18 protein-coding genes, 2 tRNA genes, 4 rRNA genes and 1 riboswitch are annotated in these 25,599 nt (G+C 46.7%); of the genes, 19 read left to right on the plus strand and 5 right to left on the minus strand.

The window, feature by feature from the left end; translation table 11 throughout:
• Positions 1-364 precede the first annotated feature (364 nt).
• Both glpE and glpG read left to right on the plus strand, forming a co-directional pair.
• The gene (gene glpE, locus KW548_02850) at positions 365-691 is read left to right on the plus strand and encodes a thiosulfate sulfurtransferase GlpE (protein QXX07045.1); all 327 of its coding nucleotides are present in this window, start codon (positions 365-367) and stop codon (positions 689-691) included.
• Between the two features lie 8 nt (positions 692-699).
• A complete protein-coding gene (gene glpG / locus KW548_02855; protein ID QXX07046.1) occupies positions 700-1,530 on the plus strand; it encodes a rhomboid family intramembrane serine protease GlpG in 831 nt (276 codons plus the stop codon).
• Positions 1,531-1,563: 33 nt separating this feature from the next.
• Here glpG and fliL read toward each other — a convergent pair whose 3' ends face one another.
• Positions 1,564-1,971 carry a flagellar basal body-associated protein FliL gene (gene fliL / locus KW548_02860; GenBank protein ID QXX07047.1) on the minus strand — a complete coding sequence of 136 codons (408 nt, stop codon included), beginning with the start codon at positions 1,969-1,971 and terminating at the stop codon, positions 1,564-1,566.
• 164 nt (positions 1,972-2,135) lie between these two features.
• Between fliL and KW548_02865 the strand changes: the two genes are divergently transcribed.
• Together KW548_02865 and ubiA are read left to right on the plus strand one after the other, a co-directional pair.
• Entirely contained in the window at positions 2,136-2,678 is a 543-nt protein-coding gene (locus KW548_02865) for a chorismate lyase (protein ID QXX07048.1), read from the plus strand.
• Entirely contained in the window at positions 2,675-3,529 is an 855-nt protein-coding gene (gene ubiA / locus KW548_02870) for a 4-hydroxybenzoate octaprenyltransferase (protein ID QXX07049.1), read from the plus strand. The genes KW548_02865 and ubiA overlap by 4 nt, the downstream gene beginning before the upstream one ends.
• 57 nt (positions 3,530-3,586) lie before the next feature.
• On the opposite strand, the gene plsB is transcribed toward ubiA, so the two are convergent.
• Positions 3,587-6,022, minus strand: coding sequence for a glycerol-3-phosphate 1-O-acyltransferase PlsB (gene plsB / locus KW548_02875; GenBank protein QXX07050.1), 2,436 nt, complete (start codon positions 6,020-6,022; stop codon positions 3,587-3,589).
• Between the two features lie 207 nt (positions 6,023-6,229).
• Between plsB and KW548_02880 the strand changes: the two genes are divergently transcribed.
• From KW548_02880 to dinF, 4 genes are all read left to right on the plus strand, one after another.
• Positions 6,230-6,592 (plus strand): diacylglycerol kinase, encoded by a 363-nt coding sequence (locus tag KW548_02880; protein ID QXX07051.1) that lies wholly within the window; start codon positions 6,230-6,232, stop codon positions 6,590-6,592.
• A gap of 98 nt (positions 6,593-6,690) precedes the next feature.
• Entirely contained in the window at positions 6,691-7,308 is a 618-nt protein-coding gene (gene lexA, locus KW548_02885) for a transcriptional repressor LexA (GenBank protein QXX07052.1), read from the plus strand.
• Between the two features lie 180 nt (positions 7,309-7,488).
• Positions 7,489-8,307 (plus strand): class I SAM-dependent methyltransferase, encoded by an 819-nt coding sequence (locus tag KW548_02890; protein ID QXX07053.1) that lies wholly within the window; start codon positions 7,489-7,491, stop codon positions 8,305-8,307.
• A gap of 27 nt (positions 8,308-8,334) precedes the next feature.
• Positions 8,335-9,690 carry an MATE family efflux transporter DinF gene (dinF, locus tag KW548_02895; protein ID QXX07961.1) on the plus strand — a complete coding sequence of 452 codons (1,356 nt, stop codon included), beginning with the start codon at positions 8,335-8,337 and terminating at the stop codon, positions 9,688-9,690.
• 42 nt (positions 9,691-9,732) lie between these two features.
• Here the strand turns inward: dinF and sthA are convergent, their stop codons facing one another.
• Positions 9,733-11,163, minus strand: a complete 1,431-nt coding sequence (gene sthA, locus KW548_02900; GenBank protein ID QXX07054.1) for a Si-specific NAD(P)(+) transhydrogenase — start codon at positions 11,161-11,163, stop codon at positions 9,733-9,735.
• 253 nt (positions 11,164-11,416) lie between these two features.
• Here sthA and fabR point away from each other — a divergent pair, with 253 nt between their 5' ends.
• Both fabR and KW548_02910 read left to right on the plus strand, forming a co-directional pair.
• A complete protein-coding gene (fabR, locus tag KW548_02905) occupies positions 11,417-12,058 on the plus strand; it encodes an HTH-type transcriptional repressor FabR (GenBank protein QXX07055.1) in 642 nt (213 codons plus the stop codon).
• Positions 12,058-12,438, plus strand: a complete 381-nt coding sequence (locus KW548_02910; GenBank protein ID QXX07056.1) for a YijD family membrane protein — start codon at positions 12,058-12,060, stop codon at positions 12,436-12,438. Before fabR ends, KW548_02910 begins: the two co-directional genes overlap by 1 nt.
• A gap of 59 nt (positions 12,439-12,497) precedes the next feature.
• Here the strand turns inward: KW548_02910 and trmA are convergent, their stop codons facing one another.
• Entirely contained in the window at positions 12,498-13,607 is a 1,110-nt protein-coding gene (gene trmA / locus KW548_02915; protein ID QXX07057.1) for a tRNA (uridine(54)-C5)-methyltransferase TrmA, read from the minus strand.
• A gap of 189 nt (positions 13,608-13,796) precedes the next feature.
• Positions 13,797-14,000, plus strand: a riboswitch (cobalamin riboswitch).
• Between the two features lie 53 nt (positions 14,001-14,053).
• Here trmA and KW548_02920 point away from each other — a divergent pair.
• The 3 genes from KW548_02920 to murI are packed head-to-tail and all read left to right on the plus strand — an operon-like array spanning position 14,054 to position 17,406.
• On the plus strand, positions 14,054-15,850 hold the full coding sequence (locus KW548_02920) for a TonB-dependent receptor (GenBank protein ID QXX07058.1): 1,797 nt from the start codon (positions 14,054-14,056) through the stop codon (positions 15,848-15,850).
• Between the two features lie 47 nt (positions 15,851-15,897).
• A complete protein-coding gene (locus tag KW548_02925) occupies positions 15,898-16,569 on the plus strand; it encodes an adenine nucleotide alpha hydrolase (GenBank protein ID QXX07059.1) in 672 nt (223 codons plus the stop codon).
• Between the two features lie 45 nt (positions 16,570-16,614).
• Positions 16,615-17,406 carry a glutamate racemase gene (gene murI, locus KW548_02930; protein ID QXX07060.1) on the plus strand — a complete coding sequence of 264 codons (792 nt, stop codon included), beginning with the start codon at positions 16,615-16,617 and terminating at the stop codon, positions 17,404-17,406.
• Here the strand turns inward: murI and KW548_02935 are convergent.
• A complete protein-coding gene (locus KW548_02935) occupies positions 17,372-17,812 on the minus strand; it encodes an RNA-binding protein (GenBank protein ID QXX07061.1) in 441 nt (146 codons plus the stop codon). The genes murI and KW548_02935 overlap by 35 nt on opposite strands.
• A 609-nt stretch (positions 17,813-18,421) precedes the next feature.
• On the opposite strand from KW548_02935, the gene KW548_02940 reads away from it, so the two are divergent.
• The 6 genes from KW548_02940 to KW548_02965 all read left to right on the plus strand — a co-directional run bounded on the left by KW548_02940 (position 18,422) and on the right by KW548_02965 (position 25,560).
• Positions 18,422-19,974, plus strand: a 16S ribosomal RNA gene (locus tag KW548_02940).
• 328 nt (positions 19,975-20,302) lie between these two features.
• Positions 20,303-23,191: ribosomal RNA gene (locus KW548_02945) — 23S ribosomal RNA — on the plus strand.
• A 105-nt stretch (positions 23,192-23,296) separates the two neighbouring features.
• Positions 23,297-23,412, plus strand: a 5S ribosomal RNA gene (rrf, locus tag KW548_02950).
• A 333-nt stretch (positions 23,413-23,745) separates the two neighbouring features.
• Positions 23,746-25,297, plus strand: a 16S ribosomal RNA gene (locus tag KW548_02955).
• Together the 16S, 23S and 5S rRNA genes with 2 tRNA genes alongside form the textbook arrangement of a ribosomal RNA operon.
• A gap of 67 nt (positions 25,298-25,364) precedes the next feature.
• A tRNA-Ile gene (locus KW548_02960) sits at positions 25,365-25,441 on the plus strand.
• 43 nt (positions 25,442-25,484) lie between these two features.
• Positions 25,485-25,560: transfer RNA gene (locus KW548_02965), tRNA-Ala, on the plus strand.
• The last annotated feature ends 39 nt before the right edge of the window (positions 25,561-25,599 follow it).

The raw sequence follows: 25,599 nt of genomic DNA on the forward strand, positions 1-25,599 counted from the left end.
TTCTGTTTCTAAGATCGAGTCACGAGTCATTTAGGCTCTTTTGGGGATCGAACTTTGCCCAGTGTCCTGTGGGTAACTCTGTGATAAATTTCTTGGCTATCTGTCAGAAAGGCGGGTGAATAAAGGTGTAGAGAGTAATTAGTTCATGGGGATACTTTTACTTTTACACACAAAGAAATAAGGATCATCACTACATGTTGTGGATCAAATGTTGGAAAACTACTTTATCAACGTAATTCACAGGTTTATCCACAAGTGGTGAATAAATGATCGCGAGTGGATAACCCTACAGCTCCAGTGTACTTGTTGAACACTGGATAGGTTACAATGACAGCCAACAACAATTCTTCTCAAGAGACAGTAAATGGACCAGTTCAAACACATTGATGTTGCCGGTGCCCAGGCGTTATTGGAGCAAGGTGACGCTCGCCTCGTTGATATTCGCGATCCACAGTCTTTCGCTGTGGCTCACCCACAAACAGCCTTCCATCTAACAAATGACACCATGGTTCAATTCATGGATGAAGCAGAGTTTGAGCAACCAGTTCTGGTAATGTGTTACCACGGAATTAGTAGCCAAGGTGCTGCTCAATATTTGATTAACCAAGGCTTTGAGCAGGTGTATAGTGTGGATGGAGGCTTTGAGGCTTGGCAACGAGCTGAGTTGCCGACGGAATCCAACTTGCCATAGGAACCACCATGATAAAACTGATCTCTATTTCCAATCCGCGTATGGCGCAAGCGTTTATCGATTACATGGCATCACGCCGTATTGATGTGAAAATGATGCCGGAAGGAAGTGGTCAGTTTGCGTTGTGGCTCACCGATACTCAATATCAGATTGAAGTGGAAGCTGAGCTCCAGCATTTTCTCGCGAATCCCAGTGAGGCTAAATACCAAGCTGCGTCATGGGACATGGCTGAAAGTCGAACCGGTCGGTTTAGCTATCAGTCTCCGAGTATGTTAGCGATGGTGAAAGCCAAAGCTGGTCCTGTGACGTTAGCTGTGATCTTGGTATGTATCGTCATCTTTGCCTTACAGCAGTTTGGTGCAGGCCAGGCAGTTTTCTCGGCATTGCACTTTCCGGCGTTTGCCGGACAAGAGTGGCAGTTGTGGCGCTGGGTCAGTCATGCGGTTCTGCACTTCTCGGTCATGCACATTGTGTTTAACTTATTGTGGTGGTGGCAACTAGGGGGAGACATTGAGCAGCGCTTGGGAGCGAAAAAACTGCTTCAGTTGTTTGTGGTGTCAGCGGCCATGTCGGGTGCAGGCCAGTACTGGGTAGAAGGGGCTAACTTTGGTGGTCTATCTGGTGTTGTGTATGCATTAGTCGGCTACTTGTGGGTGCTGGGATACAAAGCACCACAACTCGGCCTGAGTATACCAAAGCCAATCATAGGTTTTATGCTGGTGTGGCTGGTATTAGGGTTTATTCAACCATTCATGGCGATCGCCAATACAGCTCATCTGGTTGGTTTAATTTCTGGTGTTGTAGTTGGCTTAGTGGATGTTAGCCGTATAAAGAGATAAAAAGCGGCGAAGCCGCTTTTTTGCAAAGCGTGCTTACTGGTAGAGGTATTTAGTAAAGAGCAAATCGGCAATGATCGTTCGGCCTGTTTCTGGTAGCAATATAGAGTTCAGTTGTTCGACGAGTTTTTTGCGTAAGTCCTCACGGCCGGCCAAGGAAGTGATCGTATCTGATGATTGCTTGCCAAGTAGCTCAATGACGGCATCACGGATCAATGGCTGGTGAAGCTCAATAATGGCTAGGTCCTTGTCGTTAGCCACCATGATATCGATGCGGACCTGAATGTAGCCCAACTTTTTACCTTGAGTGTAAAAATTAGTGGTGAGATCTGGCTCCAGAGTAAAATATGCGAGCTTAGGTTCGTTGCTCTCCTCTGCCATTGATGTGAAACTGACCAAGACGCTCAATGCGAAAATTATATGGACTAAGTAACGTTTAATCATATTTCTGTCTTTTCTTTCTTCTAATCACGATACTCGAATCGTCTGAGTCTTGTTACAATAGAGCATCTATTTGTAATAATTATGCGTTAAGCACTCTATGGGTGGTTAACAACAAAGATCGAAGCTTTATTGTACGACGATAAGGCTACTTATTGAATACTAGTATGAATCAATCTACTTCGCTTTATTTATCTGCTCTTCGTCAGGTTGAGTGGCAAGAGCCTGATAAGTTTAGCTTTCCTACACAGAATGCGAAAAATTGGTTGTTAGAACAGGGCTCACTATCACGTTTATTGGAGTCCCACTGCCAAACGTTAAATGTCGACTTGTTGCACAACAAAGTGGTTAAAGCTGAGAAGCTTGACTCTCAGGAGATAGTGTTACTGACAAAAGAAGAATGTTTGTTGCGAAAGGTTGTACTAAAAGGCGATCAACAACCTTGGGTATTAGGTAGAACCTTAATCCCTCAGTCTTCGATGAATGGTCAACAGTATGATCTGACGCGTCAGGGAGAGATCCCGCTTGGGCTAACTGTGTTCAACGCTGAAAATGTCAAGCGTGATGCGTTACAAGTTGGCTGGGCCAAAACATCTGATGGCCAGTTTCTTGCTCGTCGCTCTCGTTTATGGATGAACCACAAACCTATGTTGGTGGCAGAGCTGTTTTTACCTGCCGCTCCTATTTACTCAAAGGAGAGAGGTAAATGACGTTTGCTAAAGCTAAAGCGTATTGGCAATTGATGCGCATGGACAGGCCAATAGGGAGTTTGCTATTACTCTGGCCCACTATGTGGTCACTTGTGATCGCAGCTCAAGGCTTTCCAGATCCTATGATACTGGCTGTGTTTGTTCTTGGTGTTTTTTTTATGCGTTCTGCAGGATGTGTGATTAATGATTTTGCCGACCGTAAAGTAGATGGTCATGTTAAGCGAACCAGCCAGAGGCCTCTGCCTTCTGGCCGCGTCACTTCGAAAGAAGCTATCGGCTTGTTTCTTATATTGGCAGTGGGGTCTTTCTTGCTGGTTCTAACGATGAACCTACTAACTATTCAGCTTTCTTTTGTTGGGTTGTTTCTTGCTTTTATTTACCCTTTTATGAAGCGGTATACTCACCTTCCTCAACTATTTCTGGGGTTAGCATACAGTTGGTCGATACCTATGGCATGGGCTGCTCAAGCCAACGAATTGCCGGCGATGGTGTGGTTTATTTTTGTAACCAATGCGTTATGGACAATCGCCTATGACACGCAATATGCCATGGTTGATCGAGATGATGATCTGAAGATCGGTATTAAGTCGACGGCTATTCTGTTTGGTTGTTATGACAAAATGATCATAGGTGTATTGCAGTTGGTGACGGTAGGGATGTTGATTATACTTGGCAACTGGTACGAATTGGGTGCGAGTTACTACTGGAGCTTGCTGGTTGCTGGGGCATTGTTTGTATTTCAGCATCACCTTATCCGCCATCGTGATCGAGATTTGTGCTTTAGAGCATTTCTCAACAACAGCCATGTTGGGATGGTTATTACCATAGGGCTGCTCGTCGCATTTTGGTAAATCATATAGAGATAAGGGTACTTTAGGGTACCCTTTCTTATTGGTGCTGTGCAGTAATTACTCAGAGACGCCTACCTGACAAATACTCTCTTTGATCGTTAGTCTCACTTCAGGATAGAGCATTGAATACAACAGCCCAGCCAGGATCTGGCTTTTCTCCTGCTCGCAGTTCCCATCCTTATCTAGGTAAGCTTGTTGTTTGAGTGTGGTAAACATCGCTGAGAATACCCCTTTATCGAAGAACTCAGGTGCGTTAATACCATGTAAGCGACCCAAACGCTGAGCGATTTCCTGACTCTTTTGTTCCAAGTCCGTTTTTCCGAGCTCTGGATTCGCTGTGAGCAGGTTCAGTGTGATTGCATAACGCTGCAGTGTCTCGGTAATCGTTCGACCTAACAACATCAGTACCTGAGTGTTGCCTTGCTTGAGAGAGACGTTTTGCTCGGTATCAATCGCAACCAATCCGAGGCGTGCTATCTCTTCAATATAGGCTTCAGTAACATCACCGAGCTGCTCCTCTTCGATGCTCAGGAACAATTCTTGTTTTAGGAATGGATACACCAAAGCCACATTAGCTTTGATTTGAGCCAAACTAAGCTGCTGATGACGTATCAACATTTGAGCAATGAGAGACGGAATCGCGAACAGGTGAATAATGTTATTGCGATAGTAAGTCATTAGGATCGACTGATTACGATCCAGTGATACGATCTCGCCCATAGTGTCAGACTCGATGACAAACTTGTCTAGCGACTCAGCATGTTTGACTAGGTCTTCCGCATCTTCATCCGGAACGGTGAAAGTCGACGAATAAGGCACGTTCTTCAGTAAAGAGAGGTAACATTCGATCTGTTTGACTAAGCTGTCACGAGACAAGGCACGCTGGCGTGAAGCAAGCAAAGCTGTCGCGCACAAAGTTAATGCGTTAGCCGCTGCAGCATCGTTAATGTGCGTCATCATTTTCGTCGCTAAGTCGTTAACCACTGGATTTAACCATTGCGGTTTGGTGCTCCCCATAGGGTCAATATCGTGTGTCCACTCAGGCGCATTTTCATTTAGGTATTGGTTGAGTGGAATCGGCTCACCAAAGTTCACGTAGCCTTGACCAAAATTGCGTAGTTTGCGAATGGTACGCAGAACTAGGCCAGCGTTCTCTTTCTCTTTTCGCTTTCCACGCAGCTCTTTAGCGTAAGTACTCACTTCCATGACATGTTCGTAACCAATATATACTGGTACTAACGTAACGGGGCGGTTGAGGCCGCGTAACATAGCTTGGATGGTCATCGCCAACATGCCTGTTTTAGCCTGAAGCAGTCGACCAGTGCGTGAGCGCCCACCTTCACTGAAGTACTCAACCGAATAGCCTTTGGTGAACAGTTCAGCCAGATATTCACGGAAAATAGTGGAATAAAGTTTGTTACCTTTAAAGCTTCGTCGAATAAAGAACGCTCCACCGCGACGGAATAGAGGTCCTGCGGGGAAGAAATTGAGGTTGATACCGGCAGCGATATGCGGAGGTACCATGCCTTCATGGTACAAGACGTAAGACAGCAGTAAGTAATCCATATGGCTGCGATGACAAGGGACATAAACGATTTCGTGTCCATCTTGGGCTAACTTACGCACCGTTGAGGCATTATTGATGTTTAAACCTTGATAGATTCTGTTCCACAACCAGCTCAGTATACGATCGCCATTTTTAACCAATGAGTAGGAGAAGTCTGCCGCGATTTCATCCATGATGTCATGCGCTTCTTTACGCGCTTTGTCTGGCGATATCCCTTTTGCTTTTGCCTCGTCTTCAATCACTTTCTCGATAGCCTTGGATTTCATCAAACGATTAAACAGAGCTTGGCGGTTGGGCAGGTTTGGTCCTGAGGCAGCTAGTTTTTGGCGAGAAAAGTGTATGCGCGCAACGCGTGCTAGCTTGTGGGCAATTGAAGCGTCTGTGCCGTGTGAGTCCGCCATATGGCGTAAAGACACTACAGGGCTGATACGTACTAAGCAATCCCGACCAGCTTTTAATACTGCTAACGCTTTTTCAGGCCCATTTAATGGTTGTAAGTACGGTGTTTGCTGCGATTCTTTTCCGGGTTTTCGACCCCATAAAACCGTTGCAGGAAGGACCTGTACATCCAATTCACTGTCAAATTTGTGTTGTTCAAGGAGATCTGAGAAGAGAGCGATAGATTCGCTCGGTACGTCTTGGTCGTTACTCATCACAGTTTGACGTGATGAAGTAAAGACATAACGCTTGAAGGACTTACCATTGATTTCGACTGGCTTGAGTGGGTCAGGTAAGCCGAGGTTGATAACCTGCATTTGCAAAGTGATTAAATCAACGCTTGAACGGTAGGGCAAGGCATAAATAATCGGCTTGTTTACATCAATGCTATGATCTTCAATAGGATTTGAAGGAATCGCGGTTCCTTTTACCATGACTGACAAAGGGAGCTTGAGTAAGGAACTCGATAGTGGTTGTCCAGAAGACATAAGGTTCTTGGCCTCAAAAAAACAGATAAATCGCAAAAGCAGTTTTCCATCTTCATTCATTGTAGAAGCGGAAGATGTGCTCAAGCTGATATTTTTAAGGCTGCAAGGATATCAGAAACTGGTCGAACCTTTCACTTTAAATTGAACACGAAAACATCAATTTCACCAAACTTCAATCATATATCTAATAATTAAAGAGAAAATGCTGTGCCGCAAAAAACACTTCATGGTCTTAAACGGATTAAAAACGCTACCCGATACTCATGTCAGGGGTTAAAAGCTGCGTTTCAAAATGAGCCTGCTTTTAGAGAGGAGGTTGTTCTTGCAGCAGTGATGATTCCCATCGCATGTTGGCTAGACGTGACTCAAATCGATCGAATTTTACTGATTGTGACAGTCGTACTGGTGCTGATTGCTGAACTGTTTAACAGTGCTATTGAAGCCGTCGTTGATCGCATTGGTGAAGAGCAGCATGAGTTGGCCGGTAGAGCCAAAGATATTGGATCTGCTGCCGTCATGATCACCATGTTATTGACAGGTTACGTGTGGCTGGAAGTATTGTTTTTGTAGTAAAAAGTTTAACTCTATCAAAAAACCAGCAATTGGCTTTTCATTTAAATCATTACTGGATATACTCACAGTTAACTGTATAAAAAGACAGGTGACTTATGAAGCCGTTAACGCCACGCCAGCAACAAGTATTTGATCTGATAAAAAGTAAAATTGATGACACAGGCATGCCTCCTACGCGTGCTGAAATCGCTCGTGAACTGGGCTTTCGTTCTGCCAATGCCGCAGAAGAGCATTTAAAAGCTCTAGCACGTAAGCAAGCCATTGAAATTATTCCCGGCGCATCGCGTGGAATCCGCATTTTACTAGAAGAGTCTGCCAATGATGATGGCCTGCCTTTGATCGGTCAGGTTGCTGCAGGTGAGCCAATTCTGGCTCAGGAGCATGTTGAAGCTCATTATCAGGTAGACCCGGCCATGTTCAAGCCTCAAGCTGATTTCTTATTGCGCGTCAATGGCGAGAGTATGAAAGATATCGGTATTATGGACGGTGATCTGCTCGCAGTGCATAAAACTCAAGACGTTCATGACGGTCAGGTGGTGGTTGCTCGTGTTGATGACGATGTGACGGTTAAGCGTTTAGAGCGTAAAGGTTCAACTGTTTTACTGCACGCAGAGAATGAAGAGTTTGAACCCATTAAAGTCGACTTGTCATGTCAGCACCTAGTGATTGAAGGTTTAGCGGTAGGAATCATCCGCAATACTGATTGGATGTAACCACTGTTTCTAGAAGTGGTATTGAATGGCTTCTAACGTCAGCGAGCATGTTCGCTGACATTATGTTGTTGTTTCAGTCTATTAACTATGGTTCGAGCTCTTTTTAATTGAGATCTATTCTCAATTACTTGTTTTTGTAATTGATATTCATTATCATCTTATTTCTGGTATGGAAGGAAGATGATCATGGCCGCTAAGCAAAAAGCTTCAACACATCGCTATCAAATCCCGGCCAATTTGTTGCAGCCTCTCTGGCTTCGCAGCCGAGAAAGCTTGGTCGATAACGGCTTGGTTTATGACCCAATCGCGGCCAATGCTTGTCAGCGCTGCCAGCTCGCACCAGAGTGCCTCTCTGGAGACATCGATCAAAAACAACTTCTTCATGCCACCTTGACTCAAATCTGTGATGAGCAGGTTAATCATTTCATTTCACGTAACCCTGATGGGTGGATCATCAATGTTGGCGCTGGCCTTGATACGCGTTTCTATCGAGTCGACAATGGCCGCTGTCACTGGATCGAGTTGGATGTGACAGAAAACCTCCTTTGGCGTCAGAAACTATTCCATAAAAGTGAACGTTACCAACATATGTGTGGCAATGTTGATGATTTGTCATGGCTGGATAACTTACCTGTTCCGGAAAAGGCTCCGGTACTGGTTGTCTGTGAACACGCCTTATTGGATTGCAGTGAAAAACAAGTTGGCAAGTTTATTCAGGCGCTTGGTTGCCATTTTGATTCAGCGAGAGCTTGTGTTGTGCTAGCGGGAGATCTCGCGGCAAGCAAGCTTGGTAAGAAAATGGGGGCAGGACGTTATCATCATGGCTACGTGTCACCAGGGGATGCAACCCTTAATTATCTGCCATGGGCGCGATGGGCAAAGACTTTCTCTCCTCTAGACAAACATTGCGGGCGTTGGAAACTATGGCAACGTTGGCTTACTAAGTTCACTTCTGTTAAACACAGACTCACCCCGGTAGTGGTTCAGCTTCGCTGGTAATCCGGTTACACTTTGTACTCTTCTTTCATGATGAGTGCGAACGTGCAATTGCTTCAAACCCTATCCAATAAAGCGCTACATAAGCAGGTTCTACTGCTGGCGATCCCCATGGTTGTATCGAACATAACCGTACCTTTACTCGGCTTAGTTGATGCGGCGGTGATTGGCCACCTTGAACATGCTTGGTATCTGGGCGGAGTCGCCCTTGGCAGTACCATGATCAGTGTGACTTTCTGGCTACTGGGGTTTTTGCGGATGTCGACCACTGGGCTGGCGGCGCAGTCGTATGGTGCTCAAAGTGGTAAACAACTCGGTTTAGTGTTCACTCAGGGTGTCGCGATGGCCTTGGGTTTTTCATTGCTGTTTCTACTATTTCATCAACCGATTGCCAATCTGGTATTTTCGCTGAGCAGTGCGAGTGATGAAGTCAAATTTTATGGTGAACAGTATTTTGCCATTCGTGCTTGGAGCGCTCCTGCGGCCTTGGTTAACTTTGTCTTATTGGGCTGGTTGCTAGGGGCGCAGAACGCACGTGCACCGATGTGGATGGTGATTATTGCAAACGTCACTAACATCGTTCTTGATGTGCTGTTTGTGATTGGCTTTGGCTGGAAAGTGGAAGGGGCTGCACTGGCGTCGGTGATTGCTGATTACAGCGGTATGAGCTTTGGCTTATGGTGTGTTTGGCGCACTTGGCTTAAAAAACATTTACCCTCGATTGCTTCGTTGCTGAAAGACACCACCCATGGATTAAGCCGTTTCGTAAAGCTTAACCGTGATATTTTCCTGCGTTCTTTGTGTCTGCAAGCGACTTTTACTTTTATGACGTTCCAAGGAGCAAGCTTTGGCGATGACATTGTTGCTGCTAATGCGGTGCTCATGAGTTTTCTGATGATCATTTCCTACGGCATGGATGGGTTCGCCTATGCGATGGAGGCGATGGTTGGTAAAGCGATAGGCGCTAAAGATAAACAACAGCTCAGCGCGTCATTGATGGGGACGTTCTTCTGGAGCCTCATCATCTGTCTGGGTTTGACTGCGGTGTTTGCTTTTGGCGGATCGTCATTGATCAACCTGATCACCGATATTCCGACAGTGCATGATACCGCGCTGAACTATCTTCCTTGGCTGGTGGCGATGCCTTTAGTCTCAATGTGGTGTTTCTTATTGGATGGCATATTCATTGGGGCAACGAAAGGGAGAGAAATGCGCAACAGTATGTTTTTCGCAATGTGCGCTTTCTTTGGGGTGTTTTTCGCCTTGGCCAGTTTCGGTAATCATGCGTTGTGGCTGGCTATGTTGAGCTTTATGGGGATGCGTGGTGTGACACTGGCGGTGATTTTTTATCAGCAGTGGCGCAAACAACAGTTTTTGACTGCTTAACAAAAAGCCGCAGCGATGACTGCGGCTTTTTTATTGCTCGACTTAAAATAAGCGATTGAGGCCATTCAGCGCCGCTACGCGGTACGCTTCGGCCATGGTCGGATAGTTGAATGTGGTATTGACGAAGTATTCTATCGTATTGGCTTCGCCTTTTTGCTCCATGATCGCTTGTCCGATATGGATGATTTCTGCCGCACGCTCACCAAAGCAGTGAATACCAAGTATCTCTTTGGTTTCGCGGTGGAAGAGAATCTTCAAGCTGCCGATATCTTTACCTGCAATCTGAGCACGAGCTAAATGCTTAAACGAAGAACGACCCACTTCATAAGGGACTTTTGCCGCCGTCAGCTCTTGCTCTGTCTTACCTACGGAGCTGATTTCCGGAATGGTATAAATACCGGTCGGGATATCTTCAATCAGATTGCCATCGGCCTGACCTTTATTAATCGCCTGTGCCACATATCGACCTTGGTCATAAGCAGCGCTGGCTAGGCTAGGGTAGCCAATAACATCGCCGACGGCGTAGATATGGTCGACTGCCGTCTGGTAGTTGCTGTCAACGGACAACTGGCCACGAGAGTCAGCGTTCAACCCCACTGCCGACAGGTTGAGTTTGTCGGTGTTACCCGTGCGTCCGTTGGCGTAAAGAATACAATCGGCACGCATTTTCTTACCTGATTCGAGATGGATAATGACGCCATCCTCTGTGCCTTCAATTTTCTCGTAAGTTTCGTCGTTGCGGATCACAACACCACTGTTCCAGAAGTGATAAGACAAGGCGTCTGATACTTCATTATCAAGGAAAGACAGCAGTCTGTCTCGAGTGTTGATTAAGTCCGTTTTTACGCCTAAACCACGGAAGATTGATGCATATTCACAACCGATCACACCAGCGCCATAAATGATGATATGACGTGGGTCATGCTCCAAACTGAGAATAGAATCGCTGTCATAGATACGCTCATGCAGAAAATCGACATCATCTGGCTGATATGGGCGCGAGCCCGTTGCAATCACAAATCGGTCAGCACTGTATAGTTCTTCGGTGCCATCTGCTTGCGTAACGGCAATGGTATACTTGTCAGTGAAGCGTGCTGTGCCGAAAATCAAAGAACATTGATTACGATCGTAAAAACCTTGTCTCAGGCGAGTCTGCTTATCAATTACAGATTTGGCATGGCCCAAGATATTGGAGAACGTCGAGTGTAAGCTGGTATTGTTATGGCAAAACAGCGGGTTATTGTTGAATTCAATGATACGGCTGACCGCATGACGCAGCGCTTTAGAAGGGATGGTGCCCCAGTGGGTACAACCGCCACCGACACTGCTCTCTTTTTCCACTATGGCGACATTGAGTCCCGCTTTGGTTAGTCCCATTGCTGCCCCTTCACCGCCAGGGCCACTACCAATAACGATTACGTCAAAGTGGTTACTTTCCGCCATAACTTTTCCTTTGTTATATTGTCTTAACATTGCTTTAGCGAGATTTTAACTGATTTCACGATAGAGCACACGGTCAGCGCACTAGAGAGTGGAAGCGATCACGCAGAATGTTTCATATCTGGTATTTGTGCGGTGATAGGTCTCTAAACCAAAGTTAAGTGATTGAAAAAGAAATCAGGCTGAGTTTAATTGTCACGCGGTAGTCAAAGGTTACGATTTTGGCTTATGTCCTTAAGGTAATCGTTGTATATTAACTGCGACTAAACAAAGAAATAGAAAACAGATGAAATCCATGGGAATCCGTGCACAGCAAAAAGAAAAAACGCGTCGTTCATTAATTGATGCTGCGTTTAGCCAGCTTAGCGCTGACCGAAGCTTTTCGAACTTGAGTTTACGAGAAGTAGCCCGGGAAGCAGGGATTGCTCCAACCTCATTCTACCGCCATTTCAAAGATATGGATGAGCTGGGGTTGACCATGGTTGACGAAGGCGGCTTGCTGCTTCGTCAGTTGATGCGCCAGGCACGACAGCGAATCGTCAAAGAGGGGAGTGTGATTCGCACTTCTATCGAGACGTTTATGGAGTTCATTGAAAACAACCCCAATGTGTTTCGACTACTATTGCGAGAACGTTCGGGTACATCGTTTGACTTTCGTACTGCTGTCGCGAGAGAAATTCAACATTTTGCCGCTGAACTGACAGAGTATTTGATCAGTACAGGAATGACGCGCGATGAGGCCTATACACAGGCCGAAGCTTCTGTCACCTTGGTATTTAGCTCAGGCGCAGAGGCGCTGGATTTAAATCGACGCGAGCGAGATGAGCTTGCGGAACGATTGATTATGCAATTGCGAATGATAGCCAAAGGGGCTTTATGGTATCGCAAAGAACGTGAACGTAACCGATTAAAAGGTGGGATTGATTAATGTCGAATGAAGTAAAACAAGTTAATCGTGGTTCTGAGAAGAAGACGCTAGTGCTTGCATTGATTGCTGGCATGTGTGGAGACGCATTATTGTCATGGTTGACAATGAGTGAAGTTTCTTTCTCTATTTTTCCACTGATTGCGCTTGTACTGTCTGTACAGGCGCTGTACCAAGAATATCTACGTAACCCTGTCTCCGAAGACATTCCGCTGGTTGGTCTAGCGTGTTTCTTCGTTGGCGCTTTTGGTCATTCTGCTTTTGTTAAAGCGCAGCACCCAGATGCGGGGTCTAACTTCTTTGCCATCATAGTATCACTGTTACTTTTACTATGGATTGGTAAGAAACTCGGTTTTATTAACCGCTCAGCTAGTGCTGAGTAGCCTGAACCTAAATATAAAAAACGAGCCATTTGGCTCGTTTTTTATATTTGCTTGTCAACTTATGCTTTGCGTTCCAGTAGGACACCCGCTTCCATATGGTGGGTATAAGGGAACTGATCAAACAGAGCAAAACGCGTGATGTTGTGTGTTTCGCTTAAAACGTCAAGATTGTCTTTGAGTGTCTCTGGGTTACAGGAGATGTAAAGGATGCGCTCATAGCCCTGAACCATCTTACACGTATCAATATCCATACCTGAGCGAGGAGGATCGACAAAAATCGTGTTGCAGTTGTAGCTCTTCAAATCGACGCCCGCGTCTTTTAGGCGGCGAAATTCACGCTTGCCTTCAATTGCCTGAGTAAATTCTTCCGCGGATAGGCGAAGGATCTGGACGTTATCAATGTTATTGGCAGCAATATTGTATTGCGCAGACTCAACTGATGGTTTGGCAAGTTCGGTTGCCAGTACGCGATTAAAGTTCTGCGCGAGTGCCAGTGAGAAGTTACCGTTACCACAATAGAGCTCGAGCAAATCGCCTTGGCTTTCATTGGTACAGTCGATTGCCCACTCCAGCATCTTTTCAGCTACTTTGCCGTTGGGTTGCGTGAAGCTGTTCTCGACTTGTTGATAAATGTACGGCTGGCCATTGACGTCGAGTTTTTCAATCACGTAGTCGCGATCCAGAACAATCTTCATTTTACGTGCCCGACCGATCAGGTTCAGGTTGAATCCTTCATCGTTCAGACGTTGCTTGAGCGCTTTTGCGTTCTTCGTCCACTCATCATCCAATTGGCGGTGGTATAGCAGAGATACCAGAATCTCACCGCTCAGTGTCGATAGAAAATCCACTTGGAACAGCTTACGACGCAGAGAGTCGTTGTTTTTCATTGCATCAATCAGCAATGGCATCAGGTCGTTTATCAGACGGCTCGCCGCTGGGAATTGGTCAACACGGTATTTTTCACGCGTTTCCTGATTGAACATGATGTAGTAAAGGTCTTCCCCTTCATGCCAAACACGGAACTCAGCGCGCATACGATAATGTTGCTCTGGGGACTCAAACACTTCCAGTTCTGGAACGTGGTACGGAGCAAACATCTCATTAAGACGTTCGACCTTTTCCGCCAGTTGTTCTTGGTAGCGCTGTGGATTTACTTCAAGAGTCGCCATGTTTCTTACCTTCAAGTGCTGAGTGCGTTTGTTTTAGGAGCGCAGATTTTATTCAATATCTGCGACATGTCCAGCTTTGTCAGTCTCCTGTGATCAATATAGTGTGTAAACCCGTTGTCAGGCATTAGTGATAAAGCGGCTGGTTATATAAAAGCACAATATTGGCTGGACAAAGGAATGACAGCTGAATAACATTTGTGCCTAGCTGGTGCTATCTAGCAGTATAGATGGCTGAAAAGGGAATCTGGTGTGAATCCAGAACTGACGCGCAGCGGTAAAAGAGAACGAACACTCAACAGACACTGCATAGAGGACTATGTGGGAAGTCGAGTTAGTAGGTGGTGCAAAATGAGCTCTTAAGTCCGAATACCTGCCAGCAGCTGAGCCAATCACTGGAAGCAAGTGCTCCAAGCTCGGTAGGATTTACGCGATTTAGGATTATAAAAATGAACCGTTCTATTCTGGCGATAGCAGTGGCATCGCTACTTCCTCACGCCTCCCTTTCATACGCCAAAGAAGCCTCAGCTGATGAGACTATGGTGGTCACGGCAAGTCGATTTGAGCAATCTATAGATTCAACTCTTGCCCCCGTCGTTGTAGTGACCAAGGATGAGATTCAGTCGAGCCAAGCTAAGTCGATTGAAGAAGTATTGCGTCGATTGCCCGGTATACAAATCTCTAGTAATGGTGGCTATGGTCAAACGGCTAGCGTTTATATTCGAGGTACTGAGTCTGATCATGCGCTGATACTGGTAAATGGTGTTCGTTTGAGCAGTGCCACTACTGGTTCAACGGCCATTGGTTCTTTGCCACTAAACGGAGTGGAGCGAATAGAGTATGTTCGAGGTCCACGAACCGCGGTATACGGCTCAGATGCGATTGGTGGAGTCATCAATATTATCACCTCATATACGGGTGACGAGACTGAGTTGTGGGCAGAAGGTGGTAGTGATAACTATCAAAAATACGCGGTAAGTACTGCTAACCAGCTCGGTGAAAACGGTTGGGTCAAGGCCTCTGTTAACCGAGAAAAAACAGATGGGTTTTCAGCAACCAACCAGAATAGTTCATATTTTGATCCCGACGACGATGGTTATGACCATACTGACTTGTTGCTAGAGCTTGGGATAAAACCGAATGACGAGTTAAGTTTTAAATGGAACACAAACTACACAGACGGTGATGTTGAATATGATTCTGGTGAGAAAGAACAAAAGCTGTTAAGCAGTTCAATTGTTGGGGCTTACAAGACAGAGTTACTGAGTAGCGAGCTGATATTTTCAGCCAGTAGAGATCAATCTACTTATGTGGGTTTATCGGGTAACTATGAGACGAATCGACAATCTGTTGCTTGGCAAAACGGCTATCAAGTTAATCCTGAGCTGTTAATGCTAGGTGGTGTTGACTGGGTCAATGACGATGTGTCGGAGTCCACGACAGCGTATGCCGAGACAAGTCGTTCAAATCTGGGTGCCTACACATCGGCGCTGTACGCTAAAGATAAAGTACAGGCTGAAGTGAGTCTGCGTATTGATGATAATGAGCAATTTGGGGATTACACCACTTGGCAAGTGGGTTCTGGCTACCAATTAACTCCAATCTACCGTCTTTCCGTAATGGCGGGGACTGCTTTTAAAGCCCCAACATTTAACGATTTGTATTATCCAGCATCCCAGTGGGGAGATTCAGCCAATCCCAACTTAACTCCAGAAGAGTCTTTAAACTATGAAATTGCTTTGGATGTAACTCCGACAATGGCTGATTTTAGAATTGCTCTGTACCAGAATGAAATCTCTGATCTGATATCGCGTTCGAGTTCGTCGGGTAAATATGAAAACATCGCGGAAGCTCAAATAAAGGGCCTCGAACTTGTTGGGGAGTTTTCAACGGGTGACTTCTTCCATTCAGCAAGCATCGATGTAATGGATACAGAGAATAAGGACACAGGTAAAGAGTTAGCTCGTAGATCAAAATACAGTGCTAAATGGAATGTAAACTACGCATATAACGACTGGCACTTTGATTTGAGTTACTTATATCGTGGTGAGAGCTATGACGACGAGGCTAACAATACCAAGTTGGATGCATACTCTTTAGTTGACTTCTCAACGCATTATTACATTACAGACAACTTGATTGTTCGTGGCAAGATTGCCAACTTGTTTGATGAGGACTACGAAACGTCATATGGCTACAACACTCAAGAACGTAGCTATTTCGCAGGACTTAACTATAAGTTTTAACTCTAAACCGCCTTCGGCGGTTTTTTTCTTATCTATAGGCAGTAACAATGAAAAAGAACGTCATTATCAGTTGGTCGAGCGGAAAGGATTCGACCCTCACTCTAGAAAGGCTAGTCGATAGTGAACACTACAATGTTGTTGGTCTTTACACCACTTACGTAAAAGATGAAGTCCCATTCCAAGCCACTCCTGTAGAAGTGCTCGATATGCAAGCCGCTTTGCTTAGGTTGCCCCTGATTAAGATTGAATTGCCGGAAACATTTCCGCCTAATGATATCTATCAGTCGACCATCATTGAGGCACTAAAGGGTAGTAGACTTGATATTCAGGCTGTGGCTTTTGGTGATATGTTTTGCAATGGTATTGAAGCCTATCGCCGTAGCTATATTGAACCCGCTGGTTGGGAGTGCGTTTTCCCTCTCATTGGGCAAAACAGCCAAGACCTTGCGAATGAAATCTTAGAGCGTGATATTAAAACCTTGGTTGTGACGACTGATGGCCAAGCACTTGACCCTGCGTATTGTGGGCGATGGTACGACAGAACCTTCATTGATTCTCTACCGAGTGGTGTGGACCCATGCGGTGAAGATGGAGAGTTTCATACGCTTGTTACGCAAACCCGTAGCTATAAAGGCAAGATAGAGTTGAGTTTAACCACCCTTGACGTCCTAGAGCGCTTTGCTCATCAACGTTACCAAGCGAAGATATTGCCAAACTGATTTGTGTGAGTATGATTGCCACATCGGAATATGTGGGTATATCAAGTGTCACTACAAGCAAAAGTACTAATTTTTGACTCTGGAGTCGGAGGGCTTTCTGTTTTCCAAGAGATAGAGAAAAGGTTCCCTCAACTTGATTATGTATATTTGTTTGATAACGCAGCCTATCCCTACGGTGAATTGCACCATCACACCTTAGTTTCTCGCGTGGAAGCGTTGGTTTCGCAGTATGTCGCTGATCACCAAGTGGATTTGGTGGTGATTGCATGCAATACCGCCAGCACCATTGTACTGCCTTCATTGAGAACTTTGCTCTCCATTCCTGTTGTCGGTGTCGTGCCTGCGATTAAACCAGCGTCCAATTTAGCGAATAAAGCAGTTGGTCTGATAGCAACGCCAGCGACTGTAACACGTCAGTATACTCAGGAATTGATTCGCGACTTCTCGCAAAGCAAACCGGTTGAGCTGTTAGGCTCTACTCGACTGGTAGATATGGCAGAGGAAAAGCTTCGTGGTAATCCTGTCTCAATTCAAGAGCTGAGCGAAGTACTGTCACCAATGGTCGGTAAAGTCGATGTCGCTGTATTAGGTTGCACGCATTTTCCCCTTATCAAAGAAGAAATACAGAGGGTGCTGAGCGATCAGGTTGTGCTGGTGGATTCCGGTGAGGCGATTGCTCGTCGAGTGCAAGAGTTGTTGAACCTTGAGGATGCGAAAGAAGGACAGGGTCAGAGGGAAATATTTTCAACGGCTCCCCCTTATGCAGAAGGAGCGTTGAATCTAGCATTACAAAACTTAGGCTTTAGTCCTGTTCAGCTTGAGATTTTGGATCATTAGCGATACGTACCTTTAATGTACGCTGCATATAATCCTTTTCATTTAGTCCTTCTATAGCGCCAGCAGCATCCGTTGCTGCCATGACAACAAAACCAAATCCTCGTCTTTTACCTGTTCGCTTATCTTTCATCAGACGGACAGCAAAAACTTCACCATGCTTAGTAAACAATTCCTTTACATGGGATTCATTTGCTTTGTATGGAAGGTTACCGACATAAAGGGTTTTGGTCGCGGGTTCATTTAAGGTTGCTGACTCAGTTGTGGTGTTTGAAAATTTAAAAACAAAAGCAGAAGCAAAAACACCGATAACAAAGCTGAGTGCAGGAGAAATAGCAACCTGCGAAAAGATGATTCCACCTAATACCGCTAGGGCAAGAATCATTAAGGTCGATTTATTAGAACTCATATTTAAATACAACTTCGTAGTTTAAGAAAAAAGTGCCTAAGCATTAACAAAATAGACACACTGATCTTACGTATATGGTTGTTGTTTTTCCAACCTATTGATGTGACGTGACTCAAATGTTGAAATTTTATTCTATTCTTGGCGTTTTGATTTGTTTTTAACCGAACGAAAAATAAATTCAAAAAAACACTTGTCATCCTTTCTAAGCTCCCTATAATGCCGCCTCACCGACACGGAGTGAGACAAGCATCACACACCGAGTTGAAACAAGAGAAGATAAAGTTTGAAAAAACTCTTGACTCTAAAGTTGGGAAGCGTAAGATACGCACCCCTAACGACGCGGCGCTGAGCGCAACGGAAGTTAGAAAAAGCTCTTTAACAATATAAACCTATCAATCTGTGTGGGCACTCGTTGATGATAATCCAATTAGAAGCTTCGGCTTCAAATTAGGTTTCAATGAAACGAAGTGACCTATCGAGATTAGCTTTCTTTGTAAAAGGAAACTTAGTCTTGGCACAGTCAATTCATTATCGTTCTGTTGGAACGATAATAGCTTTAAAATTACACAGTAGTTTTGAAGTCAGTATTCATTGAGCCGACAAAATCTTAAATTGAAGAGTTTGATCATGGCTCAGATTGAACGCTGGCGGCAGGCCTAACACATGCAAGTCGAGCGGAAACGAGTTATCAAAGCCTTCGGGTGGAGTTAACGGCGTCGAGCGGCGGACGGGTGAGTAATGCCTGGGAAATTGCCCTGATGTGGGGGATAACCATTGGAAACGATGGCTAATACCGCATAATAGCTTCGGCTCAAAGAGGGGGACCTTCGGGCCTCTCGCGTCAGGATATGCCCAGGTGGGATTAGCTAGTTGGTGAGGTAATGGCTCACCAAGGCGACGATCCCTAGCTGGTCTGAGAGGATGATCAGCCACACTGGAACTGAGACACGGTCCAGACTCCTACGGGAGGCAGCAGTGGGGAATATTGCACAATGGGCGCAAGCCTGATGCAGCCATGCCGCGTGTATGAAGAAGGCCTTCGGGTTGTAAAGTACTTTCAGTAGTGAGGAAGGTGTTGTCGTTAATAGCGGCATCATTTGACGTTAGCTGCAGAAGAAGCACCGGCTAACTCCGTGCCAGCAGCCGCGGTAATACGGAGGGTGCGAGCGTTAATCGGAATTACTGGGCGTAAAGCGCATGCAGGTGGTTTGTTAAGTCAGATGTGAAAGCCCGGGGCTCAACCTCGGAATTGCATTTGAAACTGGCAGACTAGAGTACTGTAGAGGGGGGTAGAATTTCAGGTGTAGCGGTGAAATGCGTAGAGATCTGAAGGAATACCGGTGGCGAAGGCGGCCCCCTGGACAGATACTGACACTCAGATGCGAAAGCGTGGGGAGCAAACAGGATTAGATACCCTGGTAGTCCACGCCGTAAACGATGTCTACTTGGAGGTTGTGGCCTTGAGCCGTGGCTTTCGGAGCTAACGCGTTAAGTAGACCGCCTGGGGAGTACGGTCGCAAGATTAAAACTCAAATGAATTGACGGGGGCCCGCACAAGCGGTGGAGCATGTGGTTTAATTCGATGCAACGCGAAGAACCTTACCTACTCTTGACATCCTCAGAAGAGACTGGAGACAGTCTTGTGCCTTCGGGAACTGAGAGACAGGTGCTGCATGGCTGTCGTCAGCTCGTGTTGTGAAATGTTGGGTTAAGTCCCGCAACGAGCGCAACCCTTATCCTTGTTTGCCAGCGAGTAATGTCGGGAACTCCAGGGAGACTGCCGGTGATAAACCGGAGGAAGGTGGGGACGACGTCAAGTCATCATGGCCCTTACGAGTAGGGCTACACACGTGCTACAATGGCGCATACAGAGGGCAGCCAACTTGCGAAAGTGAGCGAATCCCAAAAAGTGCGTCGTAGTCCGGATTGGAGTCTGCAACTCGACTCCATGAAGTCGGAATCGCTAGTAATCGTGGATCAGAATGCCACGGTGAATACGTTCCCGGGCCTTGTACACACCGCCCGTCACACCATGGGAGTGGGCTGCAAAAGAAGTGGGTAGTTTAACCTTCGGGGGGACGCTCACCACTTTGTGGTTCATGACTGGGGTGAAGTCGTAACAAGGTAGCGCTAGGGGAACCTGGCGCTGGATCACCTCCTTATACGATGATTACTCACGATGAGTGTCCACACAGATTGATGGTTTTGAAGCGTAAGCTTCGAGCTATGATTGCTCTTTAACAATTTGGAAAGCTGACGAATAACAACAATCCCCATCTCTATGAGATGCGTTGTTATTCATTGAAAAGTTCTCAAATCCTAACTTTCTCTAAATAAAGAGAGATTTAGGTACCAACACACATTCAAGTGTTCTTGGAAACATCCTTGTGATGTTTTTATATTTGAGTCCGGCAAAATCGAGTCTGCATCATGTTTAAATAATTGCAGACAACTTTGGTTGTTTGACTGTAAGACCCTTTGGGGTTGTATGGTTAAGTGACTAAGCGTACACGGTGGATGCCTTGGCAGTCAGAGGCGATGAAGGACGTATTAACTTGCGATAAGCCCAGATTAGGCAGTAAAAGCCATTTGAGTCTGGGATTTCCGAATGGGGAAACCCACCTGCATAAGCAGGTATCATTATCTGAATACATAGGGTAATGAGGCGAACCGGGGGAACTGAAACATCTAAGTACCCCGAGGAAAAGAAATCAACCGAGATTCCGAAAGTAGCGGCGAGCGAAATTGGATTAGCCCTTAAGCCTTTAATGCGTCAGGTGAAAGTTCTGGAAAGGTCTGCGATACAGGGTGATAGCCCCGTAACCGGCAGCGCATTTTAGGTGAAATCGAGTAGGGCGGGACACGTGATATCCTGTCTGAATATGGGGGGACCATCCTCCAAGGCTAAATACTACTGACTGACCGATAGTGAACCAGTACCGTGAGGGAAAGGCGAAAAGAACCCCTGTGAGGGGAGTGAAATAGAACCTGAAACCGTGTACGTACAAGCAGTAGGAGCACCCTCGTGGTGTGACTGCGTACCTTTTGTATAATGGGTCAGCGACTTATATTCAGTAGCAAGGTTAACCATCTAGGGGAGCCGTAGAGAAATCGAGTCTTAACTGGGCGTCGAGTTGCTGGATATAGACCCGAAACCAGGTGATCTAGCCATGGGCAGGTTGAAGGTTGAGTAACATCAACTGGAGGACCGAACCGACTAATGTTGAAAAATTAGCGGATGACTTGTGGCTAGGGGTGAAAGGCCAATCAAACCTGGAGATAGCTGGTTCTCCCCGAAATCTATTTAGGTAGAGCCTCGGACGAATACTACTGGGGGTAGAGCACTGTTAAGGCTAGGGGGTCATCCCGACTTACCAACCCTTTGCAAACTCCGAATACCAGTAAGTACTATCCGGGAGACACACGGCGGGTGCTAACGTCCGTCGTGGAGAGGGAAACAACCCAGACCGCCAGCTAAGGTCCCAAATTACAGCTAAGTGGGAAACGATGTGGGAAGGCTTAGACAGCTAGGATGTTGGCTTAGAAGCAGCCATCATTTAAAGAAAGCGTAATAGCTCACTAGTCGAGTCGGCCTGCGCGGAAGATGTAACGGGGCTAAGCTGTAAACCGAAGCTGCGGCAATGCATTTTATGTATTGGGTAGGGGAGCGTTCTGTAAGCCGTTGAAGGTGAGTTGTAAAGCTTGCTGGAGGTATCAGAAGTGCGAATGCTGACATGAGTAACGATAAAGGGGGTGAAAAACCTCCTCGCCGGAAGACCAAGGGTTCCTGTCCAACGTTAATCGGGGCAGGGTAAGTCGACCCCTAAGGCGAGGCCGAAAGGCGTAGTCGATGGGAAACGGGTTAATATTCCCGTACTTCTTACAATTGCGATGGGGGGACGGAGAAGGCTAGGTGGGCCTGGCGACGGTTGTCCAGGTTCAAGTGCGTAGGCTTGAGAGTTAGGTAAATCCGGCTCTCTCTAAGGCTGAGACACGATGTCGAGCACCTACGGGTGTGAAGTCATTGATGCCATGCTTCCAGGAAAAGCCTCTAAGCTTCAGATTGTAAGGAATCGTACCCCAAACCGACACAGGTGGTCGGGTAGAGAATACCAAGGCGCTTGAGAGAACTCGGGTGAAGGAACTAGGCAAAATGGTACCGTAACTTCGGGAGAAGGTACGCTCTTGACGGTGAAGTCCCTTGCGGATGGAGCTATTGAGAGTCGCAGATACCAGGTGGCTGCAACTGTTTATTAAAAACACAGCACTGTGCAAAATCGTAAGATGACGTATACGGTGTGACGCCTGCCCGGTGCCGGAAGGTTAATTGATGGGGTTAGACGTAAGTCGAAGCTCTTGATCGAAGCCCCGGTAAACGGCGGCCGTAACTATAACGGTCCTAAGGTAGCGAAATTCCTTGTCGGGTAAGTTCCGACCTGCACGAATGGCGTAATGATGGCCACGCTGTCTCCACCCGAGACTCAGTGAAATTGAAATCGCTGTGAAGATGCAGTGTACCCGCGGCTAGACGGAAAGACCCCGTGAACCTTTACTACAGCTTGGCACTGAACATTGACCCTACATGTGTAGGATAGGTGGGAGGCTTTGAACCCGGTACGCCAGTATCGGTGGAGCCGTCCTTGAAATACCACCCTTGTAGTGTTGATGTTCTAACTTAGACCCGTTATCCGGGTTGAGGACAGTGCCTGGTGGGTAGTTTGACTGGGGCGGTCTCCTCCCAAAGAGTAACGGAGGAGCACGAAGGTGGGCTAATCACGGTTGGACATCGTGAGGTTAGTGCAATGGCATAAGCCCGCTTGACTGCGAGAATGACAATTCGAGCAGGTGCGAAAGCAGGTCATAGTGATCCGGTGGTTCTGAATGGAAGGGCCATCGCTCAACGGATAAAAGGTACTCCGGGGATAACAGGCTGATACCGCCCAAGAGTTCATATCGACGGCGGTGTTTGGCACCTCGATGTCGGCTCATCACATCCTGGGGCTGAAGTCGGTCCCAAGGGTATGGCTGTTCGCCATTTAAAGTGGTACGCGAGCTGGGTTTAGAACGTCGTGAGACAGTTCGGTCCCTATCTGCCGTGGGCGTTGGAAGATTGAAGGGGGCTGCTCCTAGTACGAGAGGACCGGAGTGGACGAACCTCTGGTGTTCGGGTTGTCATGCCAATGGCATTGCCCGGTAGCTAAGTTCGGAATCGATAACCGCTGAAAGCATCTAAGCGGGAAGCGAGCCCTGAGATGAGTCTTCCCTGACCCCTTGAGGGTCCTAAAGGGTTGTTCGAGACTAGAACGTTGATAGGCAGGGTGTGTAAGCGTTGTGAGGCGTTGAGCTAACCTGTACTAATTGCCCGTGAGGCTTAACCATACAACACCCAAAGGGTTTTGATGGACTCAAAGCAAGAACAGATTGAATGTGTAGAGAACACGCTCTTAGTATAAGAGAAAACAGCTTTCCGAATTAAAGAATTTGCTTGGCGACCATAGCGTTGTGGACCCACCTGATTCCATGCCGAACTCAGAAGTGAAACGCAATAGCGCCGATGGTAGTGTGGGGCTTCCCCATGTGAGAGTAGGACATCGCCAGGCTTTAATTTCGACTTTGCTTATTTACTAAGCAAGTCACCATAAGATTCTAAAAAAGTTTAGAGTTTTATGTTGACTTAAACAGTCAGTCGCGTAATATACGCGTCCTGCTTAGGTGCTAAGGCACTGAAAGCACAGCTCTTTAACAATATAAACCTATCAATCTGTGTGGGCACTCGTTGATGATAATCCAATTAGATACCTCGGTATCAAATTAGGTTTCAATGATACGAAGTGACCATTGAATCTTCGGATTCAGCACAGTCAATTCAAACATTACTTATGCTATTTACTTAGCAAAGCAATGTTCAGTATTCATTGAGCCGACAAAATCTTAAATTGAAGAGTTTGATCATGGCTCAGATTGAACGCTGGCGGCAGGCCTAACACATGCAAGTCGAGCGGAAACGAGTTATCAAAGCCTTCGGGTGGAGATAACGGCGTCGAGCGGCGGACGGGTGAGTAATGCCTGGGAAATTGCCCTGATGTGGGGGATAACCATTGGAAACGATGGCTAATACCGCATAATAGCTTCGGCTCAAAGAGGGGGACCTTCGGGCCTCTCGCGTCAGGATATGCCCAGGTGGGATTAGCTAGTTGGTGAGGTAATGGCTCACCAAGGCGACGATCCCTAGCTGGTCTGAGAGGATGATCAGCCACACTGGAACTGAGACACGGTCCAGACTCCTACGGGAGGCAGCAGTGGGGAATATTGCACAATGGGCGCAAGCCTGATGCAGCCATGCCGCGTGTATGAAGAAGGCCTTCGGGTTGTAAAGTACTTTCAGCAGTGAGGAAGGTGGTGTCGTTAATAGCGGCATCATTTGACGTTAGCTGCAGAAGAAGCACCGGCTAACTCCGTGCCAGCAGCCGCGGTAATACGGAGGGTGCGAGCGTTAATCGGAATTACTGGGCGTAAAGCGCATGCAGGTGGTTTGTTAAGTCAGATGTGAAAGCCCGGGGCTCAACCTCGGAATTGCATTTGAAACTGGCAGACTAGAGTACTGTAGAGGGGGTAGAATTTCAGGTGTAGCGGTGAAATGCGTAGAGATCTGAAGGAATACCGGTGGCGAAGGCGGCCCCCTGGACAGATACTGACACTCAGATGCGAAAGCGTGGGGAGCAAACAGGATTAGATACCCTGGTAGTCCACGCCGTAAACGATGTCTACTTGGAGGTTGTGGCCTTGAGCCGTGGCTTTCGGAGCTAACGCGTTAAGTAGACCGCCTGGGGAGTACGGTCGCAAGATTAAAACTCAAATGAATTGACGGGGGCCCGCACAAGCGGTGGAGCATGTGGTTTAATTCGATGCAACGCGAAGAACCTTACCTACTCTTGACATCCTCAGAAGAGACTGGAGACAGTCTTGTGCCTTCGGGAACTGAGAGACAGGTGCTGCATGGCTGTCGTCAGCTCGTGTTGTGAAATGTTGGGTTAAGTCCCGCAACGAGCGCAACCCTTATCCTTGTTTGCCAGCGAGTAATGTCGGGAACTCCAGGGAGACTGCCGGTGATAAACCGGAGGAAGGTGGGGACGACGTCAAGTCATCATGGCCCTTACGAGTAGGGCTACACACGTGCTACAATGGCGCATACAGAGGGCAGCCAACTTGCGAAAGTGAGCGAATCCCAAAAAGTGCGTCGTAGTCCGGATTGGAGTCTGCAACTCGACTCCATGAAGTCGGAATCGCTAGTAATCGTGGATCAGAATGCCACGGTGAATACGTTCCCGGGCCTTGTACACACCGCCCGTCACACCATGGGAGTGGGCTGCAAAAGAAGTGGGTAGTTTAACCTTCGGGGGGACGCTCACCACTTTGTGGTTCATGACTGGGGTGAAGTCGTAACAAGGTAGCGCTAGGGGAACCTGGCGCTGGATCACCTCCTTATACGATGATTACTCACGATGAGTGTCCACACAGATTGATACGTTTATACACGTTAAGAGACGATACTGGGTCTGTAGCTCAGGTGGTTAGAGCGTTCGCCTGATAAGCGAGAGGTCGGTGGTTCAAGTCCACTCAGACCCACCAATCTTCCTCCCAGAAGAATTGGCACACAGTATCAACACCTGATGGGGCTATAGCTCAGCTGGGAGAGCGCCTGCCTTGCACGCAGGAGGTCAGCAGTTCGATCCTGCTTAGCTCCACCATCTTTAAGCGCATTTCTTTTTAAAGAAAAAGTCTTAAGT

Origin of the sequence: Vibrio neptunius, assembly GCA_019339365.1 — a bacterium.
GTDB classification, from domain to species: domain Bacteria; phylum Pseudomonadota; class Gammaproteobacteria; order Enterobacterales; family Vibrionaceae; genus Vibrio; species Vibrio neptunius.

What these genes read in the sequence shown, in the direction of transcription:
- sthA (QXX07054.1), bottom strand. Translation starts at nt 11,163, where the DNA reads ATGTTAAGACAATATAACAAAGGAAAAGTTATGGCGGAAAGTAACCAC.
- KW548_02935 (QXX07061.1), bottom strand. Translation starts at nt 17,812, where the DNA reads ATGAGTTCTAATAAATCGACCTTAATGATTCTTGCCCTAGCGGTATTA.
- lexA (QXX07052.1), top strand. Translation starts at nt 6,691, where the DNA reads ATGAAGCCGTTAACGCCACGCCAGCAACAAGTATTTGATCTGATAAAA.
- KW548_02910 (QXX07056.1), top strand. Translation starts at nt 12,058, where the DNA reads ATGTCGAATGAAGTAAAACAAGTTAATCGTGGTTCTGAGAAGAAGACG.
- fabR (QXX07055.1), top strand. Translation starts at nt 11,417, where the DNA reads ATGAAATCCATGGGAATCCGTGCACAGCAAAAAGAAAAAACGCGTCGT.
- KW548_02920 (QXX07058.1), top strand. Translation starts at nt 14,054, where the DNA reads ATGAACCGTTCTATTCTGGCGATAGCAGTGGCATCGCTACTTCCTCAC.
- dinF (QXX07961.1), top strand. Translation starts at nt 8,335, where the DNA reads ATGATGAGTGCGAACGTGCAATTGCTTCAAACCCTATCCAATAAAGCG.
- KW548_02865 (QXX07048.1), top strand. Translation starts at nt 2,136, where the DNA reads ATGAATCAATCTACTTCGCTTTATTTATCTGCTCTTCGTCAGGTTGAG.
- ubiA (QXX07049.1), top strand. Translation starts at nt 2,675, where the DNA reads ATGACGTTTGCTAAAGCTAAAGCGTATTGGCAATTGATGCGCATGGAC.
- fliL (QXX07047.1), bottom strand. Translation starts at nt 1,971, where the DNA reads ATGATTAAACGTTACTTAGTCCATATAATTTTCGCATTGAGCGTCTTG.
- glpE (QXX07045.1), top strand. Translation starts at nt 365, where the DNA reads ATGGACCAGTTCAAACACATTGATGTTGCCGGTGCCCAGGCGTTATTG.
- plsB (QXX07050.1), bottom strand. Translation starts at nt 6,022, where the DNA reads ATGTCTTCTGGACAACCACTATCGAGTTCCTTACTCAAGCTCCCTTTG.
- KW548_02925 (QXX07059.1), top strand. Translation starts at nt 15,898, where the DNA reads ATGAAAAAGAACGTCATTATCAGTTGGTCGAGCGGAAAGGATTCGACC.
- KW548_02890 (QXX07053.1), top strand. Translation starts at nt 7,489, where the DNA reads ATGATCATGGCCGCTAAGCAAAAAGCTTCAACACATCGCTATCAAATC.
- glpG (QXX07046.1), top strand. Translation starts at nt 700, where the DNA reads ATGATAAAACTGATCTCTATTTCCAATCCGCGTATGGCGCAAGCGTTT.
- trmA (QXX07057.1), bottom strand. Translation starts at nt 13,607, where the DNA reads ATGGCGACTCTTGAAGTAAATCCACAGCGCTACCAAGAACAACTGGCG.